This is a genomic window from Acidobacteriota bacterium, assembly GCA_028874215.1.
GTDB lineage: Bacteria > Acidobacteriota > UBA6911 > RPQK01 > JAJDTT01 > JAJDTT01.
Window position 1 is genome coordinate 36,789 of record JAPPLF010000064.1, and the last position, 18,073, is coordinate 54,861.

12 protein-coding genes are annotated in these 18,073 nt (G+C 62.8%); 6 read left to right on the forward strand and 6 right to left on the reverse strand.

Annotation, left to right across the window (positions count from 1 at the left end):
* Positions 1-34 precede the first annotated feature (34 nt).
* Both OXT71_12400 and OXT71_12405 read right to left on the reverse strand, forming a co-directional pair.
* Positions 35-1,036: a membrane dipeptidase gene (locus OXT71_12400; GenBank protein ID MDE2927191.1), complete on the reverse strand. Its 1,002-nt coding sequence runs from the start codon at positions 1,034-1,036 to the stop codon at positions 35-37.
* A gap of 59 nt (positions 1,037-1,095) precedes the next feature.
* The gene (locus tag OXT71_12405) at positions 1,096-2,229 is read right to left on the reverse strand and encodes an FAD-dependent oxidoreductase (GenBank protein MDE2927192.1); all 1,134 of its coding nucleotides are present in this window, start codon (positions 2,227-2,229) and stop codon (positions 1,096-1,098) included.
* 96 nt (positions 2,230-2,325) lie between these two features.
* Between OXT71_12405 and OXT71_12410 the strand changes: the two genes are divergently transcribed.
* Positions 2,326-3,861, forward strand: a complete 1,536-nt coding sequence (locus tag OXT71_12410) for a hypothetical protein (protein MDE2927193.1) — start codon at positions 2,326-2,328, stop codon at positions 3,859-3,861.
* A gap of 106 nt (positions 3,862-3,967) precedes the next feature.
* Here OXT71_12410 and OXT71_12415 read toward each other — a convergent pair whose 3' ends face one another.
* Positions 3,968-5,002 (reverse strand): sulfotransferase, encoded by a 1,035-nt coding sequence (locus tag OXT71_12415; GenBank protein ID MDE2927194.1) that lies wholly within the window; start codon positions 5,000-5,002, stop codon positions 3,968-3,970.
* A 34-nt stretch (positions 5,003-5,036) separates the two neighbouring features.
* Entirely contained in the window at positions 5,037-7,061 is a 2,025-nt protein-coding gene (locus OXT71_12420) for a cytochrome P450 (protein ID MDE2927195.1), read from the reverse strand.
* Between the two features lie 508 nt (positions 7,062-7,569).
* On the opposite strand from OXT71_12420, the gene OXT71_12425 reads away from it, so the two are divergent.
* Positions 7,570-9,246 (forward strand): gamma-glutamyltransferase, encoded by a 1,677-nt coding sequence (locus OXT71_12425; GenBank protein MDE2927196.1) that lies wholly within the window; start codon positions 7,570-7,572, stop codon positions 9,244-9,246.
* A 148-nt stretch (positions 9,247-9,394) separates the two neighbouring features.
* Here OXT71_12425 and OXT71_12430 read toward each other — a convergent pair whose 3' ends face one another.
* Positions 9,395-11,254: a hypothetical protein gene (locus OXT71_12430; protein ID MDE2927197.1), complete on the reverse strand. Its 1,860-nt coding sequence runs from the start codon at positions 11,252-11,254 to the stop codon at positions 9,395-9,397.
* 84 nt (positions 11,255-11,338) lie between these two features.
* Between OXT71_12430 and OXT71_12435 the strand changes: the two genes are divergently transcribed.
* Positions 11,339-12,814 carry a hypothetical protein gene (locus OXT71_12435; protein ID MDE2927198.1) on the forward strand — a complete coding sequence of 492 codons (1,476 nt, stop codon included), beginning with the start codon at positions 11,339-11,341 and terminating at the stop codon, positions 12,812-12,814.
* A gap of 197 nt (positions 12,815-13,011) precedes the next feature.
* A complete protein-coding gene (locus tag OXT71_12440) occupies positions 13,012-14,295 on the forward strand; it encodes a hypothetical protein (GenBank protein MDE2927199.1) in 1,284 nt (427 codons plus the stop codon).
* A 619-nt stretch (positions 14,296-14,914) separates the two neighbouring features.
* Here the strand turns inward: OXT71_12440 and OXT71_12445 are convergent.
* Complete coding sequence (locus tag OXT71_12445; protein ID MDE2927200.1) at positions 14,915-15,835, reverse strand: GIY-YIG nuclease family protein; 921 nt, start codon at positions 15,833-15,835, stop codon at positions 14,915-14,917.
* 639 nt (positions 15,836-16,474) lie between these two features.
* Between OXT71_12445 and OXT71_12450 the strand changes: the two genes are divergently transcribed.
* Entirely contained in the window at positions 16,475-17,266 is a 792-nt protein-coding gene (locus OXT71_12450) for a hypothetical protein (protein ID MDE2927201.1), read from the forward strand.
* A 306-nt stretch (positions 17,267-17,572) separates the two neighbouring features.
* On the forward strand, positions 17,573-17,803 hold the full coding sequence (locus tag OXT71_12455; protein MDE2927202.1) for an acyl carrier protein: 231 nt from the start codon (positions 17,573-17,575) through the stop codon (positions 17,801-17,803).
* Positions 17,804-18,073 lie beyond the last annotated feature (270 nt).

The following is an 18,073-nucleotide window of genomic DNA, read 5'->3' on the forward strand; positions in this document are numbered from 1 at the left end:
AGTCCCCGGGCCGGGTGGCCCATTCGATGGCCGGCTACCACACTTCTTCGAAGATCCGCATCCAGTTCCCGCCCAGGATCTTCAGAGTGTCCTCGTCCGAATACCCCCGGTTCAGCAGGGCATCCGCGAGATTGGGGAACTTGTGCGGCCCCTCCAGATCCTTGGGCTGGAAGGGAAGGTTCAGGTAGTCCAGGGACGTGTCGCTGAACGTAGACGGGTAGCCGGTCCCCTGCTGGGAGGTGATGTAACGCCAGAAGGAGAGCGGCTGGTCCTGGGTGTTGTCGGTCCCCACCGCCACGTGATCGATGCCGACCCGCTGCACCATGTCGTCCACGGCGTCGATGTAGTCCTCCAGGGTGGACTCGAACCGCTTCGGCAAAAAATTGCAGAAGGGGGTCGTCCCCACGACGCCACCGTTGGCCGCCAACCGCTTCAGCGCCTCGTCCTGCTTGTTCCTGGGATGGTCGTAGAAGGCGCGCGCGTTGGCATGGGTGACCGTCACGGGCTTCTCAGAAACCTCGATGGCCTCCAGCGTCGTCCGGTCCCCCACGTGGGAGAGATCGATGAGGATCCCCAGGCGGTTCATCTCCCGGACCGCACCCACGCCGAAATTGCTCAAGCCGTCGTCGCGGCGCTCGAAGCAACCGTTGCCCAACAGATTCCGCTCGTGGTACGTGAGCTGGATGACCTTGACTCCCAACGCGTGAAAGAGCGCCAGCCGATCCAGATCGTTCTCGATGGGCGACGCATTCTGGAAGCTGAGGATGACGCCGGTGCGGCCGGACCGCTTGGCTTGCCGGATGTCCTCCGTGCACTTCACCTGGACGATGTCGTCCCGCTCCCGAAACCGGCGCAGCCAGCCGGCGACGGCGTCCATCGTCTCCTGAAAGCCCTCCCAGGTCGCCAGGGTGGCGCTGATGGCGGTGATGCGGCCCTTTTGCAGGCTCGCGTACACCGCCGGGCTGTCCCAGTTGCTCACATTCAGACCATCGATGACGATGGCGCCATCGTAAAGTGCTCTGGCCCGCTCGCTCATTTCATGCCCTCTCGTGGCGATTTCCCCCGCGTGGTCATGGACTCTTTGCGAAGCGGCTCTCAATCGAAACGGGCGCCGATCCGAAACAGTTCTCCCAGGGGATTGTGCTTTTCCTCCAGTGCGTCGGCGATGACGGGCCCGATGGAGCCGCCGAACTTGAAGCCGTGGCCACTGCCGCAACCGGCGATCAGGATCCGCCGCGCGCCCGGGGCCCAGTCGATGACGAAGTGGTCGTCGGGAGTGTTGGTGTACAGGCAGGAACGCCCGCCCACCATCTCGGCGCCGTGCAGGCCGGGCATGCGCTCCTCGATGAACCGGGAGACCATTTCGAGAAAGCGCCGGGTGTTGGTCCGCTCCACTTCCGGGTGGGTCTCGTCCACCTTGAGATCGTCGGCGACCTTGACGTATCCCTCCACCAGCATGGGAAACCCGTACCAGGCCTCCTTCCCCGTGTTCACGGACCAGACCGGCAGGTTCTGCCGGCTGAAGAGCTCCGGGTCCCGGGGGACGAAAAACGCCATCTGGTTGCGGGTCAGGTAGAGGGATTCGGCAAGCGCCGGCCAGAGACGGACGATCCAGGCGCCCGCGGCCGCCACGACCCGATCGAAGAGCAGGGTCTGGCCACCGCACCGGAGACGGACTCCGTTTTCGGTATCTTCCAGTTCAGTGACCGGAGACTCGGATCGGACCTCCACGCCCCGGGCCCGGGCCAGACCGGCCAGATCGGCCACTGCCTGTCCGCTGCGAAGGTAACCGGTCCATGGGTCGTAGCGAACCTTGTCGTCGTCATGGAAATGGAAATGGGGAAACCGGACGCGGGCTTCCTGCACAGTCAGGTATTGGGAGCTGTCCTCGGTCAGGTCCGGGCCCGACCAAGTCCGATAGTGGGAAATGTAGTGGGAGGACCCGCTGACGATCGACACCTGTCCCGTCCGGAAGAGGAACGACCCGCCCATCTGTTCCTGCCACGCCCTCCACCGGCGCCCGGCGCGTTCGACCAGCTCGACGTAGGTTTCGTGCTGGTAGCCGATCCGGCGAATGACCTTGGAGACGTCGTTGGAACTGGCCCGGGGTCCGGGAATCCCCTCCTGCTCCAGAACGGTCACCCGGTGGCCCCGGTCCCGAAGCTCCAGCGCTGCCGCCAGACCGAAAATGCCGGCGCCCACCACCCCCACGTTCATGCGCGCCATCATACTGGCGGCAATCAAGAATTACGAACTGGCATTTGAGCGAATTGCCGGCAGCCGGACGTGTACGATAAGGGCTTGGAACAGCCGGGGAGGAAGTCGATGATCTCAAGCAACTTGGCCTGTCGAACCGCATTCCGGAGCCTCGCGGTCCTCATCTTCGTTCTGGAGCTTTGGATTCCCAGCGCGGCGGGGGAGCACTCCGCCTACGACATGGGCTCGAAGCGCGAGTTGTTCGTCGGCGGCTTCCTGATCCAGGAGCAGTCCGGAGTCCGCCTGCAAATGCACCATCCCATGCCCAAAGAGATCGTCTTGCACCACGACAAGCTCTGGGAGGGGAATGGCTGCAACTACTACTCCATCTTTCGCGATGGCGACCGCTTCCGGATGTATTACGACTCCTGGGCTCACGAGCCTTCGAGCATTCCCGTCCACGATGTCTTCATCGGCTACGCCGAGAGCAAGGACGGCAAGAACTGGGTCAGACCGGACGTGGGACGGTTCGAGTTCAACGGCTCCAAGCGGAACAACATCGTCTGGGCCAGTGAGAACCTGGACAATTGGGGAGCGTTCAAGGACACCAATCCCGATTGCGCCCCGGAGGCGCGATACAAGGCTTTCTACAACGGCAACGGCGGCCTCATGGCCGCCCAGTCGGCGGACGGCATCCGCTGGTCCCCGGTCCAAGACGAGCCGGTCCTGACCGACGGGGCGTTCGACAGCCACAACCTGGCTTTCTGGGACCACCGGAAGGGCCATTACCGGGCCTACTACCGGGATTTCAGGGACGGCCTCCGGGACATCAAGACCGCGACCTCCGGGGATTTCATCCATTGGACGCCGGGGGAGTGGTTGGAATACCCCGGGGCGCCGCCCGAGCAGCTCTACACCAACAACATCATTCCCTACTACCGGGCGCCCCACATCTACCTGGGCTTTCCGGCCCGCTACCTGGACCGGGGCTGGTCCGACGCCATGAGGGCGCTGCCGGAGCTGGAGGAGCGCATGGCGCGGGCCAATGTCCGCAACTACACCACGGCGTCAGGCAGAAAGGTGAGTTCGGAGCGGTACGGGACCGCCCTGACCGACGGGCTCTTCATGAGCAGCCGCGACGGCCAGGTGTTCCATCGCTGGGGGGAAGCCTTCATCCGTCCGGGGCTGCGCTACACCGACAATTGGGTCTACGGCGACAACTACCAGAACTGGGGGCTGATCGAGACCGAGTCGGACCTGCCGGGCGCACCCGATGAAATCTCCATCTACGCCACGGAGCACTACTGGCGAGGGGCATACACCAATCTGCGCCGTTTCGTCCTTCGTGTGGACGGTTTCGTCTCCGTCAACGCTCCCGCCAAGGGTGGCGAGTTCACCACCCGGCCCCTGGTGTTCGACGGCGACCGGCTGGAGATGAACTTCTCCACGTCGGTCGCCGGGAGCGTCCGGGTGGAGATCCAGGACACCGGGGGGAAACCGCTCCCCGGCTACACTTTGGACGACTGTCCCGAGATCTTCGGGGATCATCTGGAACGGGTGGTTCATTGGAAGAAGGGTCCCGGCGTCGGCCCGCTCTCGGGCAAGCCGATTCGGCTCCGGTTCGTCATGCAGGACGCCGACCTCTACTCGATTCGGTTTCGCTAGGGGAACTTTCTTGTCCCCCACGCCGGGGTTTCTTTCGTTCCAAACGTGGCCCATGGCCAGGGATCGCTGGCAACCGAAGCGGGGGACAGATGCCCTATCGCCGCGGTCAGTCCATTGTGTTCGGCGGTTCGTAGCCCCATTCACGCACGGCGAACCGCCACTCCCGGTCCACCTTGTCAATCAGGGGCCGATCGAACAGGTAACGGTTCTTGCGGTAGCCGGATAATGTCCCGAGGTATTTTTCGACAGGCTCTCGCGCCTGGTCCCAACCCGGCAAACTCAACGCCGCATAGATGCGTTTCAGGACGCCCATCGCATCCGCCTCGATGTCCTCGAAGTGCACTTCGATCAGGTTCCCCTTCGGGATCGACGCCCGGTCGTGCATGTACCGGCGGGTCATTTCAACGTAGTTGGAAAACACCGAGGTTTCGATATCGTCCCAGTCCACATCCTGAAGCCGGTACATGGGAATCAGAGTACGGAAGAGCTTCATCGTGGAAAGGAACACGACATACGGATTGCGCACGACGAAGATGAATTTCGCGTCGGGAAACAGTCGAAGCAGCAAGGCGGTCCGGCCCAGGTTGGCTGGCGACTTGAGCACCAGCCGGCGTCCCTCCGAAGCCAGCGTGGCCTTGCGCAGCACGTGCAGATAGCTGTCCCGCCACTCCCTCATCTCGGCCCCGGTCAGCCGCATGGCCCCCATCTTCGCCACGATTTCCCTTGCCCGCCCCGGAAACGAGAGCTGGTGCACGGACGAAAGCCGGGACACGGCGGCAACGGCCAGTTCCTCTTCCTGGGGGAGGTCCAGGGACACCGCAACATTGTCCATCGGGCGTTTCGACGGGAGCCGTCCGGCCAAGAGCCGCTCCAGCCACCCGCGCGAGATCAGGAAGAAGGGGGCCGCGACTGCATGAAAGGTCGACACGTACCCCAGATCGGGATCATGCGCCACCAGGAGGCCGTAGCGAAGCCTCTCAAGGAGCCGCAACGGTGCCGTGAGGGTACTCGTCGCTAATATGCCCGCAAACTTTCCCCAGTACCGCCGCTCTACACCGCCGTATTCGCGTATGAGGCTCCACCACAGGGACAGCGGCGAGGTTGCGAACAGATGCGGTTGAGATTCGCTGGAGTTGGCCATGCCCGAAATTCCTCATGATTGGCGGCGAGCCATCTCAGTGGCGGCGGGTAATGACGATCTTGAAGCTGGATTTCGGAGACGCCACCGTAGAATAGCTCAGCTTCAGTCGATAGCTGGGCGGATGCATGGTGATTTCGGCCCCGTGCAGCATGGCCGCGAGCGTCAGCACAAGGCTGACCTCCGCGAAGCCGCTGCCCAGGCAGCGGTGCGTGCCCAAGCCGAAAGGTGCGTACACTCCCGGCACCCTGTGTTCGGCGCGTTCCCGCGCGTAGCGGTCGATGTCGAACCGTTCCGGGTCGGGGAAGTATTCCGGCAGGACATGCGGCACGGTGGTGGCGAACATGACCGTCGTGCCAGCCGGGATCAGAAACCCGGCAAACTCGAAGGTGTTGACCACCGTTCGCACCAGCACCGGTGCGACTCGATATAGCCGCAGGGTCTCCATCACCACGCGGTGGGTGACATCCATCGCGTGAAGCTTCCCGGCCGTGGGACCGCCGCCGGCGAACAGCTCGTCCACCTCGGGGAGCATCCGCGCCAGCGTCTCGGGGTGCTTGAGCAGCGCGTACAGCATGCATGTGGCGACGCTGGCTGCGGTGTGCAGGCCGGCGATGAAAGGTCCGATACAGGCGGACACCAGTTCCGTTTCGGGCAGGAACTGCGGGTCGGCCCGGTGCAGCGCCAAGACATCGTCGATCAGATTCGCCTTCCCCCGGGGCCGGTCGGCTTCGTGCAATCTCACGAGGTGCTCGCACAGTGCATCCATCCGGGCGCGCAAGCGCCGCATGCGCGGTGTTCGCATCGTGAACCCCGGACGGCGCTTCGTCGTGACCGCGATCATCCGGTCCACGTATGCAAGGAGGTCCCTTTGATACTCGTCTGTCTGGACACCGGTACAGAGCACTCCGATTTGCTTGGCGATGGTGCGTTGCAACACCGGCAAGGCCGGCACCGGCACGCGCTCGGGCAGGTCGCCGATCTCCCGGGCCACGATCTCGATTGCGTCATCGATGCGGTCGAGGAAATACCTTCGCGAATAGCCGTGCCCCAGAGCCTTGCGGAGGCGGAAATGTTCGGCGCCGTCCATCCCGAGGACGAACCGGTGAGCGCCCAGGGCCCGCGTCATACCGGAGTAGAATTCAACATTGCGAAGGTGCAGCCTGCCGTGGCGCTGGAGGAACATGTTGGCTTCCGCACCTGCGAGGACCGTGAACGAGTGCGAAAACGCGCGGAGGCGGAAGACCGGTCCGATTTCGCGGTATTGCCGGGCGAGGTAGGGTACCGGATCTCCCATCATGCCGAACGCGTTGCCCACGATGGGGAGTCCACCCCCGTCGGCGCGGGGTATGGCGGCCAGCGCCCGAGTCCGAGCCGCCGGGGAACTCAGGGCCGGCCTCCGCCGCCTGACGGACTCGACGCCGGGAACGCCCGCCTTGCGGATCGCTGCGAAGACCGTCCGGCCGATCAATTCCATCTTGCAGATGAGTTCGATCCGGTCCCGGACCTCGGCCATTTCTCCGGGTGAGAGCAACCGTCCGAAGATTCCGCAAGCATTCACGAGCGCGATCAACATGACATCCCGGGGAGCCGGAACCTCCTCCGAGAAGAGACCGGTCATGAGCCGCAGTTCGACTTCACGTCCGGCGTCGCCGTCCACCTGTGGATACCGGCGCGACCGGACGACCCTGCGCGTCACCGCAAGCAGTCCGCCCGTCTCTCGCTCTACGATGCCCCGCTCGACGAGACGGTCGAAAGCCCTCCTCTGCACCTGGTCCGCATGCGCCGGTTCGGCCATGCGGTCGATCCAGTAGGCCGGGTCCCGGGTCTCGGCGGCCGAAGCGATCGACCTTAGGCAGGGATCGAGCAGGCCGTCGCCAACGGGGGTGGAATCGACCAGGAAGAGGCGCTCAAGATCGGTATCGATGCGATTCTCCAGCGCCAAGTCCATCAGCACGGACCCGGCGAGGGCGCACCGCAGGGATCGATCCGGAATCGGGGCGAGCGCGCCGGTGTCCTTGTCGAGCAGAAGGAGAATCAGTTCTTCGGCGAATCTAAGCATAGGACGCGACCCGGACACCGCCGCTCCTTTCCTTTTTCTGCCGGGCGTCCGCCGTCCCGGGCCGATAGGGAAGCTTCTAAGAAACTGAGGAAAGAGTAAAGAGGAGTGAGGAAAGAGTGAGGAAAGAGTGAAGACAGACTGGTCGATTACGCCCAGACGACTCGGCAATTGAGATGGACACGCAGGGGAAGACGGAGCCGGATGAACACGATGCCTGTTTCTCCCAGGCATCCGCCGGATCGGGCCGGTGAGGAAGCTTCTGAGAAAAAGGAACGATTTCCAATCACCCAGTCTTCGTCGCCAATAATGTCACACGGGAGTTCGGCGATTGGAAATCGCCGCTCCAGTTCGGCGATTGGAAATCGCCGCTCCAGTTCGGCGGTTAGGAAACCGCCGCTCCCATCCTTTTTCTGTCGGCATTTCGCCGGGCATGGGCCGGTGGGGAAGCTCCTGTCTTGCCGGAGCCCGTCTCCTGGTGTACAACCGGAGCCGGATGGGAGATTGGATCATGCGCAACTCGACGTTGATTTTGTTGATTCTGCCGGGGGTCCTGGCGTGTTTGTTGGCGACCGGCTGGGCATCGGGCCACATCACTTGGAAGGCCTCGGGCAAGGGAGGCGCCGTGGCGGCCGGGCATCCCGACGCGGTGGCGGCCGGCATCCGGATGCTGGAAGCGGGCGGCAACGCCGCCGACGCGGCGGCCGCAACGCTGCTGGCGCTCTCGGTGACCGACTACGGGATGTTCGCCATCGGCGGCGAGATCCCGTTCCTCATCTACGACGCCGAGAAGAAAGAGGTGAAGGTTCTCTCCGGCCTGGGGCGCGCCCCCCTGGACCAGGCCGCCATCGACTGGTACTACACCAACACCATTCCGGCCCAGGGCAGCATGAAGGCCGCCCCGACGCCCGGGGCCGTGGACCTTTGCATCACCGCCCTGAAGCTGTATGGCACCAAGTCCTTCGAGGAAGCGTCGGCCCCGGTGCTGGAGGTCCTGGACGCCGGATCGGAAGAGTGGCATCCCAAGTTGGCCGTCACCTTCCGGAAACTCGTTGAAGCGGAACAGAAGGCTACCGGAACCCGAGAGGAGAAGCTGACGGCGGCCCGGGACCGCTTCTACAAAGGGGACGTGGCCGACGAGTTGGAGGCATGGTACATCGCCACCGGCTCCTTCCTCCGAAAGAAGGATCTGGCCGCTCACGTCACCCGCGTCGAAGATCCGGTTTCGGTGGACTACCGGGGATACACCGTCTACAAGTGCCCGTCCTGGACCCAGGGCCCGGCCCTGTGCCAGGCACTGAGGCTCTTGGAGGGGTTCGACCTGAAGCAGATGGGGCATCTCTCCGCCAGCTACATCCACACCCTCACCGAGTCGTTGAAGCTGGCCTTCGCCGACCGGGACGAATATTACGGCGACCCCCTCTTCGCCCAGGTCCCCATGAAGACCCTCCTGTCCCGGGACTATGCGCGGGTCCGCCGCACACTGATCGACCCAAACCGGGCGTCCCTGGAGCGCCGTCCCGGAGACCCGTACCACATGAAACCCCTCAAGGGCATGATGCGGGCCGGCGACAACCCGAACCGGATTCCCATCAGCGACACCACCACCTGCGTGGTGGCGGACAAGTGGGGCAACGTGGTGGCCGCCACCCCCAGTTGCAACCTTTCGGGCAACGTTCCGGGACCCTCGGGCGTCACCACGGGGAACCGGCTCCGGAGCCTGAACACGACCCGCGGCCATCCCAATCGCATCCAGCCGGGCAAACGGCCCCGCATCACCCTGACGCCCACCCTGGTCACCCGGGACGGCAAGCCGGTCATCGCCATCAGCGTGGCGGGAGGAGACCTCCAGGACCAGACCACGCTGAACGTGCTGTTGAATCACGTGGAGTTCGGCATGCTTCCGGACCAGGCGGTGACGGCGTCCCGCTTCAACACGGACCACCTCCAGAATTCCTTCGATCCCAATCCGAACCGAGACGAGGCATTCGTCAAGGCGGGAAGCCTGCGGGTCCACAGCGGTGTCGGCGGCCAGGTCCAGGAGGAATTGAAGCAAAAGGGGCACCGGCTGACCACCACCGACGGCTTCATCGCCCGGCCGGTGATGCTCTTCATCGACCGGGAAAAGGGAGTCATCCACGCCGCGGGGGATCCGGCCGCGGGCCGTCACGCCGCCGCCATCGACTAGTTTTCCGATTGGAGGGGGGCCATTCCTGTCCCCCCTTCGGAGGGGCGACATCCTTGTCGCCCATTCCTGTCTCCCAATCTTTCCTGCGCTAACTTTTTCATTGCATACGGTGACAGGGCGGTTGGAAACCGCCCCTCCGGTTCGGCGGTCAGAGACCGCCGCTCCGGTCCCACGGAAACGCGAACGTCGGTGGGTTCACGTAGCGCTTCATCTGAATCGAGAGACGTGAACCGGCGCCGGCGTCCAGGCGGACGGTGAACCTGGAGTCCCCCACCTCGATCCGGCGGCCATCGACCGTAACCGCCACGGCGTCGTGCTCGGCGTAGGCGCCGGTCTGAACTACGAGCTCGCGGCTCTCCACCGGGTTGGTATTGACCAGGACGAGGGTGACGCCGGCGGGACCGATCTTTTCGACCAGCGCACCCACCCCCCGGGGCAGGCCCGGCCGCCGCTCCCCGGCGTCGAAATAGCGAAGCTGCGCGTGCACCACGTTGCCGCCGCTGCCCGGATCGTTGGCCCCGAGCATGAGGTTGTGGAGGCTGCTGACGGAGGTGACCACCGGCATGTCGGGAGCCTGCCGGGTGTCCGTCGTCCGGGTATCCTCCCGCACCTTTTGGACCTGCCTCCGGATCACGTCCAGATCATGCGCCATCGCCTCCATGGGAAAGTCCGGGTCATCACCCCGCAGGTACCGGACCCAGGGCTCTTCCGCGACCCGGGGCAGGTCGGACTCCTCCAGGGTCCAGGTGTAGATGTCGGTCAACTCCGGGAGCGACCAGAAATTGACGTTCCCGCCGCGGCGGTTGCTGTTGTCGATGTAGGCGTACCAACCGTCGTCGCCGTACTTGTGCGGGACCATGAGGCGTCCGTCGATGACCTTCTGCGCCGCGTACATGTTCTCGATCTGCGCTCGCAACGTGTCCACGTACTTGCGGTCGCCCGTGAGCATGAACGCGATGCCGAAACCGACCCGGGCGCCCCGCATCACGTAGTTGTTGCCCGGATTGTCCGATCCGTCGGCCGACTTGGGACGGAAGTTCCATCCGTAGACTCCGCCCCACCACTTGCCGTCCCACTCGCCTCCGATGGACCCGTCGAGGCCGATGTTGCTGGGAAGGTTGCCGCCGTTGCGGGCGGCCCGATCGACCCAGGCGTCGACGTACTCCAGAATCCAGTCCCGGTACTTCTCCTCCCCGGTCAACATGTACGCGGTCATGGCCAGGTTCGTGGCCAGCATGTTCTGGGGGTGGTCGCCGCTCAGGTTGACCGTGTATCCCATCCGGGTCCAGCGCTCCGTTCTCGGGGGTTGCCCCGGCCGGGGGTCGTGACGGGGCCGCGGGTTCCCACCCCAGTGATACTCCGTGGCCGGCGTCAACAGCGGACCCCGGCTTCCGTTGAACAGGCTGCGGATGATCTTTTTCTCCGGGTCGTAGTTGGGAGCCTCGGGGTCCTCGTCCATGTAGAAGCCGGCATAGCGCCGGGCCCGGATCAGGTATTGCGGGTCCTGAGGGCGGGCGAGACCGTACCAGTACCAGGGAGCCATCCCTTCGCCCGTGTGCTCCCAGTCGAGTTGCGGACAGAACTCCCGGTAGAACATGCCGTCCTTGGCCGCCGCCACCAGGGGTTCCCGGGCTTCCGTGAACTGGTCGAGGTGTCCTTCCCAGATCTTCTTGTGCAAGGCCAGGATCTCGGGCGGCCCCCCCAGCATGTAGAGGATGGGCAGATCGCGATAGGTTTCGGTGACGTCGTCGGGGCCGTCCATGGCCCCCCAGTTGGGGGTGATCCGCATCCAACCGCGGACGTCGACGTACTTGTCGGCCGCCACGGACGCCGCCTCGGCGTTGGAATCGATGAGCGCCCACTGGGCCATGGCCCAGGCCGGCGGAGGCATCGGCGTGGTGATCTCGATGTCGGGTTTCGCCAGGGTCAACGATCCGGTCAAGAGACCGAGAGCGACGAAGATAACGGTGAGCCGGAATTTCTTCCGGTTTGGATTAGTTGCGGCCATTTCTTTCCTCCCCGTGTCATGATAGGGGTCTCAAGCGCGCAAGAGAAACCGGATTTTCAAATGAGAGGGAGGGGAACGCCTGAAATGCAACAAGCGATAGCTGTAACCGTCATGATTCTGGTGTCATTCGGGCAGGTCTTGGCCGGAGCGGATTCCACCTCTCCGCTCGACATCGGGTCCCGTTTGGAGCTGTTCGTGGACGACGCCCTCATCGAGTCCATGGACGGCGTTCGCCTCCGCCTTCATACGCCGCAGCCCGCGGGCATCGTCATGCAACACGACAAACCCTGGGAAGGCACCACCAGCGCCTACCACTCGGTCTTCCAGGACGGCGACATCTTCCGCATGTACTACCGGGGCAGCAGCCATGCCGGATACACCATAAAGTCGCTGATGAAACCGGGCGAGACACCCATTCCGGAACATGAGCAGGTGGCCTGCTACGCCGAGAGCCCGGACGGGATCCACTGGACCCGTCCCTCCCTGGGGCTGATCGAGTTCGAGGGATCCAAGGACAACAACATCGTCTGGATCGGAAACCGGGCCGGAGGGCACAACTTCGCCCCCTTCAAGGACGGAAATCCCGATGCTCCGGATTCGCAACGATACAAGGCCGTAGGGTCGAGCAATATCGGCGGAAAACCGGTCCTGCTGGGCTTCGTTTCTCCCGACGGAATCCACTGGAGCAAGGTCCGGGACGAGCCCATCATCACCGACGGACACTTCGATTCACTGAACGTGGCCTTCTGGGATTCGGTGCGGCAGCGTTACTCGGCCATCTACCGGTCCGGTCATGAAGGCGTCCGGTCTATCAAGTTCTCCCATTCCGATAATTTCGTCGACTGGCCCCCGGGCACGTATGCCGACTACGGCGACACTCCCCGGGAACAGCTCTACACCAACGCCACCGCGCCCTATTTCCGGGCGCCTCACATCTACCTGGCTTTTCCCAAGCGTTTCGTTCAGTGGAGGACCGTTCACCAGGACGTTTCCGGTTCCGGCGTATCGGAAGGGGTCTTCATGAGCAGCCGGGACGGAGTGCACTGGGACCGGCGCTTCATGGAGGCGTTCGTGCGGCCCGGACGGGACCCCAGGAGCTGGGTGCACCGCACGAACATGATCGCGGCCGGAGTGCTGCCCACCGCCGGCGATGAGATTTCGATCTACGTGGCCCGCCATTACACCTCTCCCAGCTGCCACTTGGAACGGATGGTCCTGCGCACCGACGGTTTCGCGTCTGCCTCTGCGGACTATTCCGGCGGAGAGCTGCTGACCAAGCCCCTGCTGTTCCAAGGGACCAACCTGGTCCTCAACTTCGCCACGTCGGCCGCCGGAAGCATTCACCTGGAGATTCAGGATGCCGAGGGCAGACCGCTCCCCGGCTTCGCTCTGGAGGAATCGCCCCTGATCTGGGGGGACGAAATCGAGCACACCGTCCGCTGGGAGCGCTCCCATTCCAGGGCCACCTCAGACGAGCCCTTGAGACGGATTTCCGAGAAACCGGTGCGGCTCCGCTTCGTCATGAAAGACGCCGATCTGTTTTCGCTGCAGTTCAGGTAAGCCGCCGAGTCCGGTCGAATAGAAGGGAATAGGAATTGGCCGGGACGATCCGGAAGACATCGTTCATCCGCAGGTCGTTTCCCGGAATTCTGTTGGCCGCCGTCCTGGCGGCGTTCGGCGCAGCCTGTTCAGGACCGGACGCAAACGAATCGACGATCGAGACCGGATGTTTGCAGCCACGGACAGAATCGGTCCCTATGCCTCCGGACACCGGCAACCGCTCGCGGCCGCTCCGGATCGCCGCCGTCGTGACCACCTTCTTTCCCAACAGTCATGCGGGGGTCATCGTCGACAAGTTCCTCCGCGGATTTCCCACCGACGAGGGCGTCATTCCACCCCGGTCCACGATCGTCTCGCTGTACATCGACCAGATTCACGAGCGTGACGTCGGCCGCCAGATCGCCTACGAGTTCGAGATCCCCTTGTACGAGAGCATCCGGGCGGCGCTGACCCTGGGAGGAGATGAACTGGCGGTGGATGCCGTGTTGCTGATCGGGGAGCACGGCGACTACCCGCGGTCGGAACTGGGCCAGGAGATGTTGCCGCGGCGCTACTTCTTCGAACAGATCGCCGGAGTCATCGGCGAAGCGGGGCGGCCCATCCCGGTCTTCAACGACAAGCACCTCTCCTACCGGTGGGACGATGCGGCCTGGATGTACGAAACGGCCAAGGCAAAGAATATCCCCCTCTGGGCCGCGTCGGCTCTGCCCGTCGTCTGGCGCAACCCCAACTGGGAACATCCCTTGGGTCAGCCGGTGGACCAGGCCCTCGTCATCGGATTTCACATGGTGGAGCGGTACGGCTTTCACGCCCTGGAGGTCCTCCAGTCCAACGTCGAACGGCGGCGCGGCGGCGAGACCGGAGTCCGCTCCGTGCAATGCCTTACAGGAGAAGAAGTGTGGCGCGCCGGTGAAGCGGGCCGATGGTCAATCCCGCTGGCCAATGAGGCGCTGAGCCGGATCGAGAATGGACCGGGCCAACTGGACCCGAAGCAGGTCTACGATCCCCATGTTTTCCTCGTGGAATACGTCGACGGACTGGAGGCCGCGGTCCTGATGCTGGGCGACGGCTACGTCCGCAAATTCGCCTACGCCCAGCAACGCGGCTCATCGACCGACGCACTCGAGTACCACATCGCCGAGGGTCCCGCCCGGGCCGCGTTCGGTTATCTGGGTCTCAACATCGAGGACTTCTTCGCCTCGGGCCTCGCTCCCAACCCCGTGGAACGAACCCTGCTGACCACCGGAATCCTCGAGGCAGCCATGATCTCCCGGAGCCAGGGCGGGACACGGGTGCTGACTCCGCACCTCTCCACCATCCGGTACCAACCGGGAAAAGGAGCCAGGAGGCCGTCGGGAACGCGGCCGAAGGGAGCGAGCGTCGGCGATTGGATCGTCCACGAGCCCGGCGCCACGCCCGTGGCCCAGCCGATTCCCATCAAGCGCGACGGAACCGTCCGCCGACCCCGACCCACGAACTAGGAGCTTCTCCACCGACCCATGCCCGGCGAAATGCCGGTAGAAAAAGGATGGGAGCGACTTTCCTGTCGCCGGTGGAGCGGCGGTTTTCCTACCGCCGCACTCCGTTGTGACAAACTTGGCGACGAAGACTGGACGATTGGAAATTGCCCCCTTTTTCTCAGAAGGGGGGACTGTTAGTCCCAACTGGCCGACAGTCAAAGACTACCGAACATTAACGTTTTCAGTTATTTGCCGGGTTCTTCGCGGACTCGGTAGAGTGGTTGACTCCTCATGTTGGACCAGCTGAACAGGCAGCCATATCGGCTCCTGAAAGCCGCCCCTCCCTTTTCCCTCTTCCGTTGCCTGGCTCAGAGACTTTGTGAATTCGGCCTGTCAATCAAGTGCCGAAGGTCAGAAACCATCTGGCGACTGGGAGCGCTACACGCCGTTCTATTACACCGATGCATCGAGGCTGACAACCCCATTTGGTTGTGCGTTTAGGGGAGCGTATCGGCCGACACCAGACGAGCCCACCAGAGCGCCTTGCAGTTCCTCTCTGACATCCTCGCCGGGGAGCCGATCAATGGCCATTGACAGCACCGAATGCCGCCGCAGCTAAACCGACAATGGGCACGGATGGTCACCCCTTGCCGAACAGGTCAGTCAATTTGGTGGCTGTCTGTAGCTTGGAAATGCTGGTATAGCGGGGCCCCTGCATCGTCCCAGGTGGCGCATCGTCATACGGGATCGGGCCGACCGTCTTCGCCTTTGCCGAGAAGATGACCTTGTACTTTCCGGCCTCGCCGTAAGACTCGATGCGGGACACCGGCGCATAGTGGGTGATGGCCGACACCGGTCGGGATTGGTATCCGGCGATGTACTTGATCTTGTCGAGCATGCCACCGGAAATGCGGATCGCATACCAACAATCCTGGCCCAGGAACACGTCGTCAAAACCCTTCTTCTGGGCTGGTACGATAATTGTGTCTTGCTTAGAGGGCAGAGGTCCTCCACCACCAGGCGGAACAGGGGGCGGGGGCGTAACGACTGCCTTCGGGTACTTGAAAGCCCGCAAGCCGACGAGCGGCAGGATTTGTAGGATCTCGTTTAGAAATCCCTGCGTGTCCGCCTTTTCCGCTTCGCTAAGCCCCGGTTCCTGTGGCGCATTACCGTTGTCGAGGTGGTAGCGCTTCACTTCTGCCGCCCTTTTGATCAAGGCGTGCTCCAGCCAAGTCACATGGGCGCGATTCAGGCCGTCACTGCTAGAGACAAACACCACACCCCGATCCCAGAAGTCCTTCTTTGTGAAGTGTGATTGGATCCGGCTGCCAACACTGTCGGCCTGCCCCACGTAAATAGTCGGAAGATCGTCCTCGTCGTTCTTGTAGCCGTCGAGGACATAAACACCGGTTCGCAACATCTCGGGTCTTTTCCGTATATTGGGCCACTTGGCGCGCGGGAATACCAAGACCAGGCCAGTCCAGTTCATGCGGTCGATAATGAGAACGCCCTCTGGGTCGCCGTCCGGCACAAAGATGCGTATGGTGAAAGGGTCTGCCATGGTTCCCAAACCTCCTGCCCCAATGCGGCGGCCACGCCAAATGCGGGGCCATTTGCTCCATAGGGGGGCTTTTCAACCAGATTGATCGGCGGGCCGGGGACCCACTAGCCGGAAGTCCAGACGCGGCGATCCAGCGACCAGTTCCAGGAACCGTTTACTTTGGACAGTGAGGGCTGAACCATCCTCGGGAGCAACCGTTCCCGTTCGCGACCGGACCCACCGATCTCCAGAGTGCGCTTTCGCAGACGTAGCGGTGACGTCGATTTCGGTAGCTGGTCCCCCCACGACCTGAGGCCAGAATTCCTTCAGGAAGATCACGGCCACCTCTTCATCCCAGATGACCTCCTGCACCCAAGGGAGAAACGGCGGTCCTACCACCCTCATCGGGGGTTTTCGTGGGTTCCCAAAAGGGTCCGTCAGGTCTTGATCCTGGCCTCGATCTCCAGATCCCGGTGGACGCATGCTTTCGGCAGTTTAGCAAAAAGTCCTGGGAGGTCCTCCAAGCGGGCGGGCGAAAGGGGAGCGAGGAGAACTTTCCCAGTCGGGAGCATGGAGGGCCTTGGTGACCGCCCCAAACGCTCGCAATCCCGAGCACCTAGTCTGACTCGAGTGGCTCAGCCTTGAGCACAGGTTCGTTCGATGCTCACGCTCGCCCGTTTTTTCCTCGGAAACGATATCATCACAGCGAAGAGGAGAGACGGACACATGTTGGGGAGAAACAGGACACTGTTAAATCTGGTGGCTGTGACAGTAGCGGTTGTTGGCTGCACGATGCAATTCCTTTCGTCCAATGAAGACGAGTACGAACGCGTCTACTGGGATCGCGGGGATGCACGAAAAATCATCAAGCGAGCCCACGTCACGGATCATGGCAGTTTCGGAGAAGTATTCGGGGCTGTTGTTTCCCGTAGCGGTTCTCCGATAACACATGGCGTCTGGCTCACGGACGATGTCTGCTGGGCAATCGCTGTTTTCGTACAACACGAAGAGCGCCGCAATGATGAAGAGAAAGAGGAGGTCTACAAGGACTGCCGAGCCGATGCAGACCGCTATTACACCATATACGTGTCAGCCCAAGCTATGGTGTTTCCAGATTTTGGAGCGCTAAATCCCCTTCCTCACATCATCGACGAGCACCGAAGCGGCCAAATCTTCCTCCAGCAGCGCAAAAACAAGGACAAGTTTGTACGTCCGGGCAGGATCGACACGCCACCAGCTTACTTCATGCACCTCAGGATCGTAAGCAATGCCACGAAGATGGCGGACTTCGATATCGAAAGGGACATCCTCATTAGGTTCCCGCGCAATGAAGAACTCTTGAGAGGCCAGAAGGACATCGACCTCGAGCTCCGCCAAGGGGGCAACAAGCAGCGGCTCAAGTTCAGCCTTAAGAAGCTGCGAGCCAACAAGGGGCGCTTAGACAACCTATAGAGGCGTGAACACGATAACATCCTATCCTAACTATAAGGGACAGTCTCGATTTCCATAGGGTATCTGAGATACCTTGGATGCGTTTCAGACAGGAGGGGAGTGCATACCGTTCCGGCTCCACTTACCTAAACGGTGACCCCCGTTCGACGGTCACAAACGCGCCTCCGGAAAGCCGACTCGGAATCCGCTAAAGTACATCGTATTGACATGAAATTTGAGCCGTTTTAAACGTTCCGTCCATGAAAAATTCGCTAACTTTAGAAGCTGGTTACATCCAACCACCCCGCACCGAGGGGCAGCCGAACGATGGCCGGAACCGAAAGCCGCCTCGTGGCACTAATCGACGAACACCTGGACCTTGGCCGCGCGCCCGATCTCGACCGGGGACTCGCCAATTCCGGCATATCAGCGCTGAACGCCGTGGCCTTCATCAAGGTCGTCGAGCGGGAGTTCGACGTTTCGATCCCGCCCGAGGATTGCGACACGATCGAAACCCTTGGGAAGCTCATCGCCCACGTGGATTCGAAGCTTGGCTGACATCAATCGAGCCGGCCGTCCGGTCCCCCTCGCTACCCCCATTAGAGCCCTGGGCCGGTGAGCCCGTGGGTGTTCCTCCCTTCGCTGGCGACTTCCCCCGCGTTGAATCCACCCCCGCCCGGCTCCGCCATGAGTGACCCTGAACGCACGCAGGTCTGGCAGGTGCCCGAGCCCCTTGCCATGCACGACGTGCGCCTGGGCGACGGTGCCGTGACTACGCTCCGGCGCCACGGGAATCCCTCCGGCCCGCGCATCGTTCTCAGCCACGGC

Excerpts from the sequence above, each read along its gene's own strand:
- OXT71_12400 (MDE2927191.1), bottom strand. The coding sequence starts at position 1,036 with ATGAGCGAGCGGGCCAGAGCACTTTACGATGGCGCCATCGTCATCGAT.
- OXT71_12405 (MDE2927192.1), bottom strand. The coding sequence starts at position 2,229 with ATGATGGCGCGCATGAACGTGGGGGTGGTGGGCGCCGGCATTTTCGGT.
- OXT71_12410 (MDE2927193.1), top strand. The coding sequence starts at position 2,326 with ATGATCTCAAGCAACTTGGCCTGTCGAACCGCATTCCGGAGCCTCGCG.
- OXT71_12415 (MDE2927194.1), bottom strand. The coding sequence starts at position 5,002 with ATGGCCAACTCCAGCGAATCTCAACCGCATCTGTTCGCAACCTCGCCG.
- OXT71_12420 (MDE2927195.1), bottom strand. The coding sequence starts at position 7,061 with ATGCTTAGATTCGCCGAAGAACTGATTCTCCTTCTGCTCGACAAGGAC.
- OXT71_12425 (MDE2927196.1), top strand. The coding sequence starts at position 7,570 with ATGCGCAACTCGACGTTGATTTTGTTGATTCTGCCGGGGGTCCTGGCG.
- OXT71_12430 (MDE2927197.1), bottom strand. The coding sequence starts at position 11,254 with ATGGCCGCAACTAATCCAAACCGGAAGAAATTCCGGCTCACCGTTATC.
- OXT71_12435 (MDE2927198.1), top strand. The coding sequence starts at position 11,339 with ATGCAACAAGCGATAGCTGTAACCGTCATGATTCTGGTGTCATTCGGG.
- OXT71_12440 (MDE2927199.1), top strand. The coding sequence starts at position 13,012 with ATGCCTCCGGACACCGGCAACCGCTCGCGGCCGCTCCGGATCGCCGCC.
- OXT71_12445 (MDE2927200.1), bottom strand. The coding sequence starts at position 15,835 with ATGGCAGACCCTTTCACCATACGCATCTTTGTGCCGGACGGCGACCCA.
- OXT71_12450 (MDE2927201.1), top strand. The coding sequence starts at position 16,475 with ATGCTCACGCTCGCCCGTTTTTTCCTCGGAAACGATATCATCACAGCG.
- OXT71_12455 (MDE2927202.1), top strand. The coding sequence starts at position 17,573 with ATGGCCGGAACCGAAAGCCGCCTCGTGGCACTAATCGACGAACACCTG.